Consider the following 12,322-nt stretch of genomic DNA (forward strand, 5'->3'; position numbering starts at 1 on the left):
GCGTGCTTATCGCTGCACGTGGCGGGCCCGCCGTTGGCGCAACACCGCGGCGAAGAACTTCTGCGCGGCAGGCATGACTTTGATACCCATGTGAGGCACGTTCGGAATCTGCTCAAGCGTCACGTTCACCCCCGCCGCCTCCATGCTGGCGCGCAGACGCGCCAGGCGCTCGGGCCGGGTGCGGCCAGCGTCATTGGCGCCCTCCATGTAGTGCTTGCCGCCGGGGCGATGGGTGATCTCCCAGGTTTCGAGATCGGCCGCGCCCACCACCAGGTGGATGGGTACTTGACGCAAGGCGTCCAGATTCAGCGCCTTGCCAAAGCGCGCCGCCATGTCGGCCACGCCCACCCACCACTTGCGATCGGTATCCAGCAACGTGACCGAACCCGGCGCGCCTATCGACGCGGCCCACAGCCGATCGGGGTGCAGGTAGCAGAAGCGATTGGTGAACTGGCCGCCACCCGAATAACCGAAAAGCGCAAAAGTGTCGAAGTTACGGCCGTACTTCTTGCCGACCTCGGCGACCATTTCCAGCAGGATCCGGTCATAGCGGATATCGCCTTCCAGGATCTGCTTGTAGCCGTCGCCATTGCCATCGCCTTGCACACCCACCGGAAACAGCGGCGCCAGAATGATGCAATCGTTCCAGCGGCCAAATTCCGCAAAGCTGTTGCGATAGGTCTCCATCGCGCGGTTGGAACCGTGGACCACGACCACCAGATCCACCGGGCGCGTCGCCTCTTCGATGGATTCCGGCACGTAAAGGCAATAGGCAAAGCGCTTGTCGCCCGCATGGGAATAGACCGTCGGCAGCCCTTGATCGTAGAGACGTCGCGCGCTTTGGCGCGCCTGCAGTTCAGCCTGGGATTCCGCGGTGGCAGTGCTCATGGTCTACACCATTCAATGAGAAAGATCCGCAGTATCCGCCAGCGCCTGATCAAAGAAAATCTAATTTATTTTTAATCGGGGTAAAGTAAACCTTTACCTGAAACCGACTCGACATGAGCAGCATCCGCTTTCTGAGAACTTTCATTGCTGTCGCGGAGGAAGGCAGCTTTGCTGCCGCTGCCGATCGGGTCGCGCTGACCAGCGCCGCCGTCGGCCAGCAAATGCGCGCGCTTGAAGATGACATGCGCCGCGCGCTGTTCGAGCGCCACCACAGGCAGACGAGTTTGAGCCGCGAAGGGCAGCTCTTGCTGCCGCGGGCCAGGCGCCTGGTGGCCGATTACGAAGCAATGCTGGAAGACCCTGAGCGCGACGTGCGCATGGAAGGCGAAGTCACGGTCGGCGGCATCATTTCGGCCATGGGACTGCTGGCCAATTGCCTGGTGCGGCTGAAGGCCGTCCACCCCAAGGTGTCGGTCACGCTGACCAGCGCGCGCTCGGACGAATTGGCGCCACTGCTGCAGGCCGGTGAGCTGGATGCCGCGGTGGTGGTGACATCGCCCCGACAAGACTTCAAAGGTCTGAGTTGCTCGCGCCTATATGACGAGCCGCTGATCTTGCTGGCCAGTGCGCAGGCCCACGCCCGAACGCCGGACATCCGCGAACTGCTGGCCACTCAGCCCTATATTCGCTATGACCGCAACACCGCCACCGGTTCCAAAGCCGACCGGGTATTGCGCCGCTTGCGAGTCAAGCCGCGGGAAATCCTGGAGCTCAATTCGATTCTTGGCATTGCGGCGCTGGTGCGCCAGCAAGTGGGCGTCAGCCTGGTGCCGTGGCTGCAAAACGTCCATTGGAATGAGGATCCGGCCTTGAAAGTGCTGTCGCTGCCGGGGCCGCAGGAATTACGCAGCATCAGCATCGTGGAGCAAAGCCGCAAGCGCCATCTGACCAGTGAAATCCGCAGGTCGTTGCGCGTCGCCCTGGATTCGCGGGGCATCCGCTAGCGAGGCTAGCGTCCCAGTGGGGACCAGGGGCACAAACAGGCCCAGGGCGGGCCCAGAAAAAAGCAAGCCGTTGATTGGCTGGCGCGCCCGACAGGAATCGAACCTGTATCAAGAGCTTCGGAAACTCTCATTCTATCCATTGAACTACGGGCGCAGCGCAAGGAGGCGGTATTGTACCCAGTTTTGCGCGATCTGCATGAACTGGATCAAATCTTCCGGCAAACTCATCGAAAACCCGTCCTGACACATTGGACGATCGTCCCTGACACCGTTATATAATCCAGCGTTTGCTTGCAGGCGGGCATGGGTTGCCGCCGACTTGTGCAGTACTGATTTTCTGTTGCCGCCGCCAAGGCGCCCCCGGTACCCGTTAGCAGGATTTGGTCATGAGCAACGAGCAGGAACACATAGAAGAGCACTCCTCCCCCATCAAGACCCCGAAGCAACTGATCGTCACGGTCGTTCTGGCCTTCGTGGTGCCCATCGCCATCATCATCCTACTGGTGAACATGGTCGCCTCGGGCGCCAAGGTCGGCGCCGGCTCGGATACGCTATCCACCGAAGCCATCACCAAACGCATTGCCCCCGTCGCGGGATTCGAGCTGGTCGACGCCAACGCGCCCAAGGTCTTCAAGACCGGCGAACAAGTCTTCCAGGCCGTCTGTACGGCCTGTCATACCGCCGGCGTGGCGGGTGCGCCCAAGGTCGGGGACAACGCCGCCTGGGCGCCCTTCATCAACGCCGGCTTTGACGCCATGTTGAACGTGGCCCTGCACGGCAAGGGCGGCATGCCCGCCAAGGGCGGCAACCCGGCGCTGTCGGACTACGAAGTCGCGCGCGCCGTGGTCTACATGGCCAACAAGTCCGGCGGCTCGCTGCCGGAACCGGCCGCCCCCGCTGAAGACGGCGCCAAGAAGGAAGCCGACGCCGCGCCGGCCGCTGCCGCGCCGGCCGTTGCCGCACCGGCCGCCGCAGCTCCCGCCGCAGCAGCTCCGGCTGCCGCCGCACCGGCTCCTGCCGCCGCCGCGCCCGCGCCGCAACAAACCGCCGCGGTCAACCCCGCCGGCGAAAAGCTCTACAAGAGCGTCTGTTTCGCCTGTCACGCCACCGGCGTGGCCAACGCCCCCAAGTTCGGCGACAAGGCCGCCTGGGAGCCCTACATCAAGACCGGCATGGACGCCATGGTCAAGGTCGCGATGCAGGGCAAGCCGCCCATGCCGCCCAAGGGCGGCGCGGCCGACGCCTCGGAAGACGACATCCGCGCGGCCGTGCAATACATGGTGGACGCGGCCAAGTAAGCCACGCGCGTCCTACGCGCCGCGCGACCTCCACGCCGCGCGGGACGAAGAAAAGCCCCTCGATGCATCGAGGGGCTTTTCATTTGGCGCGGCTTCAATCGGCCGCGGACGTCTTCAACAGCGACATGCCCAACTGCACGCGGCGCTGCAACCACAGGCTGGGGCGATAGCGCGGATCGCCCGTGACACGCTGCATGTTCTTGAGGATCTCGAGAATGCGCTCGGCGCCCAGCGCATCGCCCAAGGCCAGCGGCCCCGTCGGGTAGCCCAGGCCCAGCGTCACCGCGCGGTCGATGTCCTCGGGGGTTGCGATCTGCTGCTGCGCGATGTCGGCGGCGATGTTGACGATCATGGCCACGATGCGCTGCGCCACGAAGCCCGGGGAGTCCTCGACCACCGACACCGGCACGCCGTCACCGGCCAGCACCGCGTGCGCGGCATCGCGCCACTTGGCCTCGGTGCCCGGCGACACCATCAGGGTGCGGCGGCGCGCCTTGTCGAAGGCGTGCAAGGTATCCAGGCCGACGCAACGCGCCGGGTCCAACCCCTGCGCCGAGACGGTGGTGGAGACGTCCTCGCCGAACGGCGTGACGATGATGAGCGCATCGGCCGCCGGCGCGGCGCCCGACACCAGCGGCGCGCCCAGCTTTTCCAGCAACGCCGTGGCGCGCGCGTAGCCTTCCCCATGCTTGGGACTGACCCAGATCTTCAGCCCCTGCGGCAGCGTCGGCACGGGCGGTTCAGCGGGCACCTGCTTCTGGCCATCCACGTACTTGTAGAAGCCTTCGCCGGCCTTGCGGCCGATCAGGCCGCCGGCCAGGCGCACGGTGGTGATGGGCGACGGACGGAAGCGCGGCTCGTCGAAGAACTGGCGGTAGATGGATTCCATCACCGGATGCGAGACGTCCAGCGCGGTCAGGTCCAGCAGCTCGAACGGGCCCATGCGGAAACCGGCCTGCTCGCGCATGATGGCATCCACTTGCGCAAAGCTCGCCACCGATTCCTGCGCCACGCGCAGGCCTTCGGTGTTCATGCCGCGACCGGCGTGGTTGACGATGAAGCCGGGCATGTCCTTGGCGCGCACCGGCGTGTGGCCCATGCGGCGCGCCAGTTCGGCCAGCGCGTCGCCGGTCTCGGGCGCGCTGCGCAGGCCGTCGATGACCTCGACCACCTTCATCAGCGCCACCGGGTTGAAGAAGTGATAGCCCGCGACGCGCCGCGGCAGCTTGCAGGCGGCGGCGATGGCGGTGATCGACAGCGACGAGGTGTTGGAGGCCAGGATGCAGTCATCGGCCACCACGCCTTCCAGCGCGGCGAACAGGTCGCGCTTGACGTCCAGGCGCTCGACGATGGCTTCGACCACCAATTGGCATTGCGACATGTCGGTCAACGCGGTGGCGGACTCCACGCGTTCCAGCGCGGCCTGCGCGTCGGCGGCCGTCAGCTTGCCCTTCTGCGCCAGCTTGTCCCAGGTCTGGCGCAGCGACTCGCGCGCGGCGGCCACGGCGTCGGCGCTGGTGTCGTACAGGCGCACCCGCAGGCCGGCCTGCGCCGCGATCTGGGCGATGCCCCGCCCCATGGCCCCGGCGCCCACGACGCCGATGGTTTGAATCTCCGTCATCAACTTCTCCTGCCTGTCATTGGAATGGTGTGTGCGCCGCGCCAGGCGCGGCGAGCGGCTGCCGCCGGCGGATCAGGACGGGCTTTGCGCCAGCGCCTGGATTTCCGCGGCCGACAGCCCGAGCTTTTCGGACAGCACCTGCGCGGTGTGTTCGCCCAGCATGGGCGGCGGGCGGCGGTATTGAACCGGGCTGCCCGAGAACTTCAAGGGGCTGGCCGCCATCGGCACCGTGCCGGCCGTCGGGTGCGGCAGCTCGCGCTTCATTCCGCGCGCCAGCACCTGCGGGTCTTCGTAGACCTGGTCGAGCGTGTTGATCGGGCCGGCGGGGACGCCGACGGCTTCGAGCGCGGCGAGCCAGTGGTCGCGCGCGCCGCTGGCCATGCGCTCGGCCAGCAGCGGCACCAGCGCCTCGCGGTTCTTGACACGCTGCGGGTTGGTGGAAAACCGGGGATCGGCCGACAGCTCGGGCAGGCCGATGGCGCCGCAATAGTTGCGGAACTGGCTGTCGTTGCCCACGGCGACAATCAGGTGGCCGTCGCTGGCGGCGAAGACCTGGTACGGCACCAGGTTCTGGTGCGCGTTGCCGGCGCGGCGCGGGGCGTTGCCGGAGGTCATGTAATTGAGGTTCTGGTTCGCCAGCATGGCGACCTGGCAGTCCAGCAGCGCCATGTCGATGTGCTGGCCCAGGCCGCTGACGGAACGCTCGTGCAGCGCGGCCAGGATGCCGACGGTGGAGTACATGCCGGTCATCAGGTCGGCCACGGCCACGCCCGCCTTCTGCGGACCGCCGCCGGGCAGGTCGTCGCGCTCGCCGGTGATGCTCATCAGGCCGCCCATGCCCTGGATCATGAAGTCGTAGCCGGGGCGGCTGGCGTAGGGGCCGGTCTGGCCGAAGCCGGTGATGGAGCAGTAGATCAGGCGCGGATTCACTTCCTTGAGGCTGGCGTAGTCCAGGCCGTATTTGGCCAGGCCGCCGACCTTGAAGTTCTCGACCAGGATGTCGCTCTGCAAGGCCAGTGCGCGCACCAGCTCGGCGCCGCGCGGCGAGGCGATGTCGAGGGCGACGGAGAACTTGTTGCGGTTGGCCGAGAGGTAGTAGGCGGCCTCGGTGGTGTCGTTGCCGGCCGCGTCCTTCAGGTAAGGGGGGCCCCAGGCGCGGGTGTCGTCGCCAGCGCCGGGACGTTCGATCTTGATGACCTCCGCGCCGAGGTCGGCCAGGTTCTGGGTGCACCAGGGGCCGGCGAGAACGCGAGTCAGGTCCAGGACGCGGATGCCTGTCAGGGGAGCGGGACGTTGCGACATCTTTTATCTTTTCGCCAAAGAGTGGTGGGTCAGTGGGGATATTAGCCGGTGGGGGCTTGGGTGTGTTGGGGTGGTCGGGGCGTGGACGCGATTGGGTTCTTGAGACGCCCTTTGCCGTGGGGCGCGGGGTGCGGGGGGCTACGATTGCGGTCCGGAGCGTTCGCTCCGGACTGCCCCGGGCTCAACCTCGTCCGCCTTCGGCTCCCTACGGTTTCCGCCGGGCGCATCTACACGCCCCCCGCACCCCGCGCCCCACGGCAAAGGGCTGCACTGAAGGCTCATGACAGGCGCTGGGACGGACGGTGTGCTTGGCATTCTGGTGACGACCATCGGGGGGGTGGAGAGGTGGGGCGGGGCCCGCCAAAGGCGGCTGCGCGGGCAGCCTTCTTTGGCGTACATGCTGTTTTGCGTTTGAGTGATGACGCTGCACGTGGGTGGAGGATCTTCACGTTGCATGGGCGCCTCGCGGCACACGATGCATGGCGCCCTGCCCTATTGCTCCAATGATGAGGTTCCGGCATCGGGCGTGGCGGGTGGATGCCCGCCACGCCTTCGCCCTGCCTAGCTGTTGGCCTTGATGACCTCGCGGGCGATGACCAGTTGCTGGATTTGCGAGGTGCCTTCGAAGATGCGGAACAGGCGCACGTCGCGGTAGAAGCGTTCGACGGCGTATTCGGACATGTAGCCGGCGCCGCCGTGGATCTGGACGGCGCGGTCGGCGACGCGGCCGACCATTTCGGTGGCGTAGAGTTTGCAGCAGGCGGCCTGCATGGTGGTGTTTTCGCCGCGGTCGCGCAGGCGGGCGGCGTCCAGAACCATGCAGCGGGCGGCGTAGAGTTCGGCCTGGCTGTCGGCGATCATGGCCTGGATCAGCTGGAACTCGGCGATGGGCTGGCCGAACTGTTTGCGTTCGGTGGCGTATTTGACGGCGTCGCGCAGCAGGCGGTCGGCAATGCCGACGCACAGGGCCGAGATGTGCAGGCGGCCCTTGTCCAGCACCCGCATCGAGGTGCGGAAACCGTTGCCTTCCTCGCCGCCGAGCAGGGCCGAGGCGGGGACACGGCAGTTGTCGAAGACCACGTCGCTGGTGAGCGCGCCGGCCTGGCCCATTTTCTTGTCGGGCTTGCCGATGATCAGGCCCGGCGTGCCGGCTTCGACCAGGAAGCACGAAATGGAATTGGCGCGGCGTTCGGGCGCGGTGCGCGCCATGACCGAGAACAGGCCGGCGATGGGCGCGTTGGTGATGTAGCGCTTGGTGCCGTTGAGCACGTAGTGGTCGCCGTCGCGTTCGGCCGACAGGCGCAGCGCCATGGCGTCGGAGCCGGCATCGGGTTCGGTCAGCGCGAACGAGCCGATCAGTTCGCCGCTGGCCAGCCGCGGCAGGTAGCGGGCGCGCTGTTCGTCGGTGCCGGCCAGGACGATGGCCTGCGAACCGATGCCGATGTTGGTGCCGGCCAGCGAACGGAACGCGGGCGAGGTCTGGCCCAGTTCGAACACCACCTTCACTTCCTCTTCCATCGTCAGGCCCAGGCCGCCGTGGTCGGGCGAGATCGACAGGCCGAACAGGCCCAGCTCGCGCATCTCGGCAACGATGTCCGGCGGCACCTGGCCGCTGGCGGCCAGTTCGTCCTCGGCGGGGATCAGGCGTTCGTGCACGAAGCGGCGCACGGCGTCCAACAACAGGTTCAGGGTTTCGGTATCCAGGGCCATGATCTGAGTCTCTCGGGGTATGCGGGGCGGCGGCGCTCAGGGGCGCATGCCGCCAACCAGTAAATCGAAGTAGCCGGCGGCGATGGTCTCGGCGCTGTCGCCCTGGCCGGGCTTGTACCAGCGCACCATCCAGTTCAGCATCGACAGCACGGCGCGGCCGGTGGCGGGCACGTCCAGGGGCCGGAACGCGCCTTCGGCCACGCCTTGCGCGATCAGGTCGCGCAGGCGCTTCTCGTAGCCGTCGCGCAGGCGGGCGGCGTCCTCGCGCTCGGGCAGCGCCATGCCGGAATAGCCGATCAGCATGGTGACGAACTCGGCGTGGTGCTGCTCGAAGTAGCGCGCGTGGCCCACCATGAAGGCGCGCAGGCGGGCGGCGCCGCCCTCGGCGCGCGCCACGTCCTGGCCCACGCTCTGGGTCAGGCCATTGAGCACGGCCAGGATGATGGCGTCGTAGATGTCCTGCTTGGTGGTGAAGTAGTGATAGATGGCGGCCTTGGACACGCCGATGGCGGCGGCCAGGTCGGACACCGAACTGCCGTCGTAGCCGCTGCGCGCGAATAGCTTGGCGGCCTCGGCCAGAATGCGTTCGCGCGGCGCCGCCAGGGTCGGCGGGCGGCCGGCGCGGGCGCGTTTGGAGACGGGAGCAGCGGAAGTCGCCATGAGGGAGCCTGGTGCGGCGGCGGCGGCCCCGGCAATGCCGGACGGCGGGCGATCCGGTTCCATTGACAGCGGTTCGGCGCTTGCCGTTAAATAAAGATTAATTAATTACCGGACGGTCGGTAGGTAATTATAGGCACATCCCCTCCCGCCATTCAAGCGCGGCCTGGGCGCTCAACCCGAAACCACACGTGACGCCGTTATGCCCCACTCCCTCGTGACAGATCTGTATGGCCAGATGTCCCTGCCGGTCATCAGCGCCCCCATGTTCATCGTGTCCAACCCGAAGCTGGTCATCGCGCAATGCACGAGCGGCATCGTCGGTTCGTTTCCGGCGCTCAACGCGCGTCCGCAGAGCCTGCTGACCGACTGGCTGGACGAGATCCAGGCCGGCCTGGCGTCGTACCGCGAGGCCAACCCCGGCGCCGCGGTCGCCCCGTATGCCGTCAACCAGATCATCCACCAGTCCAACGACCGGCTCGAACAGGACCTGGCGGTGTGCGCCAGCCACCGCGTGCCGCTGATCATCACCAGCCTGCGCGCGCCGGGCGACCTGGTCAAGGGCATCCACGACTGGGGCGGCAAGGTGTTCCACGACGTCACCACCATCCGCCACGCCGAAAAGGCCCTGGAAGCGGGCGTGGACGGGCTGATTCTGGTGTGCGCGGGCGCGGGCGGCCATGCCGGCACGCTCAGCCCGTTCGCGCTGGTGTCCGAAGTGCGCCGCTTCTATGACGGCCCGCTGATCCTGTCGGGCGCCATCACCTCCGGCGCCCAGATACTGGCCGCACTCGCCATGGGCGTGGACTTCGCCTACATGGGCACGCGCTTCATCGCCAGCGAGGAAGCCAACGCCAGCGAGGGCTACAAGGCCGCCATCGTCCAGGCCAGCGCGGCCGACATCCTCTACACCCCCTTCTTCACCGGCATCCCCGGCAACTATCTGAAGGCCAGCATCACGGCCGCCGGCCTCGATCCGGCCAACCTGCCGCAGCCCGACAGCGGCGCCTCCAATTTCGGCTCCAGCCGTGTCAAGCCGTGGAAGGACATCTGGGGCGCGGGCCAGGGCGTGGGCAACATCGGCAGCGTGCAGCCGACACGCCAGATCGTCGACACGCTGCGGCGCGAATACGCCGAGGCCAGGACGCAACTGGCCGCCAGGACCTTCGCATGAGCGCCGGGCTGCGGGTCACGCGCGAAGGCGCGGTGCTGACGCTGGTGATCGACCGCCAGGAGCGTCGCAACGCGCTCGACACGGCCACTTATGCCGCGCTGACCGAACAGCTCGCGCTGGCCAGCGCCGACACCGGCGTGTCGGCGGTGATCCTGGCCGGCGCCGGCGAACACTTCACCGCCGGCAACGACCTGCGCGACTTCCAGGCCGAGCGCGGCGCCGGCGACAGCGCCGGCCTGACCTTCCTGCGCGCGCTGACGCAGGCCGACGTGCCGGTCATCGCCGCCGTCGAAGGCTACGCCATCGGCATCGGCGTGACGCTGCTGCAGCATTGCGACTTCGTCTATATCGGCGAAGGCGCCACGCTGCGCCTGCCGTTCGTGGCGCTGGGCCTGTGCCCGGAAGGCGCCTCCAGCCTGCTGCTGCCGCGCCTGGCCGGCGCCCGCCGCGCCGCCGAATGGCTGCTGCAAGGCAAGGCGTTCTCGGCGCGGGAGGCCTGCGACGCCGGCCTGGCCACCGCGGTCACGGCCAAGGGCGGCGCGCTGGCGGCCGCGCAGGCCACCGCCGCCAGCCTGGCCAAGCAGCCGCCCGCCGCGCTGCGGCTGACCAAGGCCATGCTCAAGCGCCCGGACCGGCAAGCGATCCAGGACACGCTCGATTACGAGGCGCAGCAGTTCCGCGCCCGCCTGCAGACGCAAGAAGCGCAGGCCGCGTTCGCGGCGTTCTTCAAGAAGTAATGCCCCGGCACGGCGCGGCGCTTCGGGCCCCGCCGCGCCGCATGCGCCGCCCGGGCGGGCGCGCCTGGCCAGGCCCTGCCCAACGGAGGACGACTGCCATCCCGTCAGAACGGCGAATCGGGCCGGAAGTTCGGCGCCCGCCGCTCGCGCAGCGACTGCACGCCTTCGCGCACGTCCGGGCCGCCGAATCCCATGAATTCCAGCGCCAGCGACGTATCGAACGTCGGCCCGGCCATGCGCAGCCAGTTGTTCAGCGAATACTTGGTCCAGCGGATCGCGGTCTGCGAGCCGGCCGCCAGGCGGTTGGCCACCTCGAAGGCGCGGCCGATCAGTTCGGCCTCGTCCACGCACAGCGACACCAGGCCGATGCGCTCGGCCTCCTCGCCGGTCACGGTCTCGCACAGCATCAGGTAGTACTTGGCGCGCGCCATGCCACACAGCAGCGGCCAGACGATGGCGGCGTGGTCGCCGGCGGTGACGCCCAGGCGGGTATGGCCGTCGATGATGCGGGCGTCGCGCGCGGCGATCGAGATGTCGGCCAGCAGGCCGGCCACCAGGCCGGCGCCGACGGCGGCGCCGTGCATCGCCGAGACGATCGGCTTGCTGCAATTGATGATGTTGTAGACCAGGTCGCGCGCCTCGCGCCAGACCCGCGTGCGCACGTCGAAATCGTCAGCCATCTGCTGCACCAGATCCAGGTCGCCGCCGCCCGAGAAGCCCTTGCCCTCGCCCCGGATCACCACCACCCGGGTGTCGGGATCGGTGTCGATATCGCGCCAGATGTCGGCCAGCTCACGGTGCATGCGGTCGTCGGCGGTGGACAGCTTGCCCGGCTTGCCGTCCTTGGACCCCATGATCAGCTCCAGCACGCCGTTGGGATGGCGGCGCAGCTTGAGGGACTCGTAGGCGGCATAGTGTTGCAGCGTGATATCGGTCATGGTCGTCTCCGGTGGGGCGGGCGGAAGGCCGCGCGTTTTGGGGCACTATAGTGGATAGCCATGCCTCTCGGCGCCCGCGCCGATTCCGGAGCCTCAACCCATGAACACCCACGCATCCCAGTTTGCCGGCGAGATCCGCCGCGATGACCTGCCGGCGCTGTTCGCCGCGCGCGCCGCCGACAGCCACAAAGGCAGTTTCGGCACCGTCGGCGTGGTGGGCGGCGGGCGCGGCATGGAAGGCGCGGTGCTGTTGGCCGCCCGCGCCGCGCTCAAGACCGGCGCCGGCAAGGTGCTGGCAGGATTCGCCCAGGACACGGCGCCGCTGCCCTGCGATCCGCTGCAACCCGAATTGATGCTGCGCGACGCGCGCGCGCTGCTGGAAACCGACTGGGGCGTGACCGCCTGGGTCGCCGGTTGCGGCATCGGCACCGGCGCGGCCGCGGCCAACATCCTGACCGAGCTGTTCGTCTTGCGCCGCGGCGCGGCGCTGGTGCTGGATGCCGACGGCCTGAACCTGCTGGCCCACCGGGCCATCCAGCCCAACTGGGACGATGGCCCGGTGGTGCTGACGCCGCACCCGGCCGAGGCCGGCCGCCTGCTCGGTGTCGAGACCGCCCGGATCCAGGCGGATCGGCCCGGCGCGGCCCAGGCGCTGGCGCGGCGCTTCGGCGCCTGGGTAGTCCTCAAGGGCGCGGGCACGCTGGTCTGCGATCCGGGCGGCCGCTGGCGCCGCAATGCCAGCGGCAACCCGGGCCTGGCCACGGCCGGAACCGGGGACGTATTGGCCGGCATGCTGGGCGCGCTGCTCGCCCAGCGCCTGCCGCTGGAGCAGGCCGTGGCCGGCGCGGTCTGGCTGCACGGCGCGGCGGCCGACGCCCTGGTGGCGCGCGGCATCGGGCCGATCGGGCTGACGGCGGGCGAGCTGGCCGATGCCGCCCGCGCCCTGCGCAACGGCGCCCGGGCGAGCTAAGTCCCCGTGGCACAAACATTTTT

Annotated in this window: 11 protein-coding genes and 1 tRNA gene; 5 read left to right on the forward strand and 7 right to left on the reverse strand. The window is 68.3% G+C overall.

The features are described from left to right. Positions 1 to 6 precede the first annotated feature (6 nt). Positions 7 to 888, reverse strand: a complete 882-nt coding sequence (locus ACN6O8_RS11745) for an alpha/beta hydrolase (RefSeq protein WP_427991225.1) — start codon at positions 886 to 888, stop codon at positions 7 to 9. 113 nt (positions 889 to 1,001) lie between these two features. Here ACN6O8_RS11745 and ACN6O8_RS11750 point away from each other — a divergent pair, with 113 nt between their 5' ends. After that, positions 1,002 to 1,892 (forward strand): LysR substrate-binding domain-containing protein, encoded by an 891-nt coding sequence (locus tag ACN6O8_RS11750; RefSeq protein ID WP_427991226.1) that lies wholly within the window; start codon positions 1,002 to 1,004, stop codon positions 1,890 to 1,892. Positions 1,893 to 1,971: 79 nt separating this feature from the next. Here ACN6O8_RS11750 and ACN6O8_RS11755 read toward each other — a convergent pair. Beyond that, positions 1,972 to 2,046 (reverse strand) — tRNA-Arg (locus ACN6O8_RS11755). Positions 2,047 to 2,278: 232 nt separating this feature from the next. Between ACN6O8_RS11755 and ACN6O8_RS11760 the strand changes: the two genes are divergently transcribed. Continuing rightward, positions 2,279 to 3,190 (forward strand): c-type cytochrome, encoded by a 912-nt coding sequence (locus ACN6O8_RS11760; protein WP_427991227.1) that lies wholly within the window; start codon positions 2,279 to 2,281, stop codon positions 3,188 to 3,190. A 94-nt stretch (positions 3,191 to 3,284) separates the two neighbouring features. Here ACN6O8_RS11760 and ACN6O8_RS11765 read toward each other — a convergent pair whose 3' ends face one another. The 4 genes from ACN6O8_RS11765 to ACN6O8_RS11780 all read right to left on the reverse strand — a co-directional run bounded on the left by ACN6O8_RS11765 (position 3,285) and on the right by ACN6O8_RS11780 (position 8,483). Beyond that, the gene (locus ACN6O8_RS11765; RefSeq protein ID WP_427991228.1) at positions 3,285 to 4,814 is read right to left on the reverse strand and encodes a 3-hydroxyacyl-CoA dehydrogenase; all 1,530 of its coding nucleotides are present in this window, start codon (positions 4,812 to 4,814) and stop codon (positions 3,285 to 3,287) included. Between the two features lie 69 nt (positions 4,815 to 4,883). Then, the gene (locus tag ACN6O8_RS11770) at positions 4,884 to 6,113 is read right to left on the reverse strand and encodes a CaiB/BaiF CoA transferase family protein (protein ID WP_427991229.1); all 1,230 of its coding nucleotides are present in this window, start codon (positions 6,111 to 6,113) and stop codon (positions 4,884 to 4,886) included. A gap of 561 nt (positions 6,114 to 6,674) precedes the next feature. Beyond that, positions 6,675 to 7,823: an acyl-CoA dehydrogenase family protein gene (locus tag ACN6O8_RS11775; RefSeq protein WP_076408659.1), complete on the reverse strand. Its 1,149-nt coding sequence runs from the start codon at positions 7,821 to 7,823 to the stop codon at positions 6,675 to 6,677. Positions 7,824 to 7,859: 36 nt separating this feature from the next. After that, positions 7,860 to 8,483, reverse strand: a complete 624-nt coding sequence (locus ACN6O8_RS11780) for a TetR/AcrR family transcriptional regulator (protein WP_427991230.1) — start codon at positions 8,481 to 8,483, stop codon at positions 7,860 to 7,862. A gap of 199 nt (positions 8,484 to 8,682) precedes the next feature. Between ACN6O8_RS11780 and ACN6O8_RS11785 the strand changes: the two genes are divergently transcribed. Continuing rightward, entirely contained in the window at positions 8,683 to 9,654 is a 972-nt protein-coding gene (locus tag ACN6O8_RS11785; RefSeq protein ID WP_427991231.1) for an NAD(P)H-dependent flavin oxidoreductase, read from the forward strand. Continuing rightward, the gene (locus tag ACN6O8_RS11790; RefSeq protein ID WP_427991232.1) at positions 9,651 to 10,391 is read left to right on the forward strand and encodes an enoyl-CoA hydratase-related protein; all 741 of its coding nucleotides are present in this window, start codon (positions 9,651 to 9,653) and stop codon (positions 10,389 to 10,391) included. The genes ACN6O8_RS11785 and ACN6O8_RS11790 overlap by 4 nt, the downstream gene beginning before the upstream one ends. A gap of 104 nt (positions 10,392 to 10,495) precedes the next feature. On the opposite strand, the gene ACN6O8_RS11795 is transcribed toward ACN6O8_RS11790, so the two are convergent. Continuing rightward, positions 10,496 to 11,329, reverse strand: a complete 834-nt coding sequence (locus tag ACN6O8_RS11795) for an enoyl-CoA hydratase/isomerase family protein (RefSeq protein WP_427991233.1) — start codon at positions 11,327 to 11,329, stop codon at positions 10,496 to 10,498. A gap of 100 nt (positions 11,330 to 11,429) precedes the next feature. Between ACN6O8_RS11795 and ACN6O8_RS11800 the strand changes: the two genes are divergently transcribed. Next, complete coding sequence (locus ACN6O8_RS11800) at positions 11,430 to 12,299, forward strand: NAD(P)H-hydrate dehydratase (RefSeq protein WP_427991234.1); 870 nt, start codon at positions 11,430 to 11,432, stop codon at positions 12,297 to 12,299. Positions 12,300 to 12,322 lie beyond the last annotated feature (23 nt).

The sequence above is a fragment of the Achromobacter sp. genome, assembly GCF_050285565.1.
Lineage (GTDB): Bacteria > Pseudomonadota > Gammaproteobacteria > Burkholderiales > Burkholderiaceae_B > Achromobacter.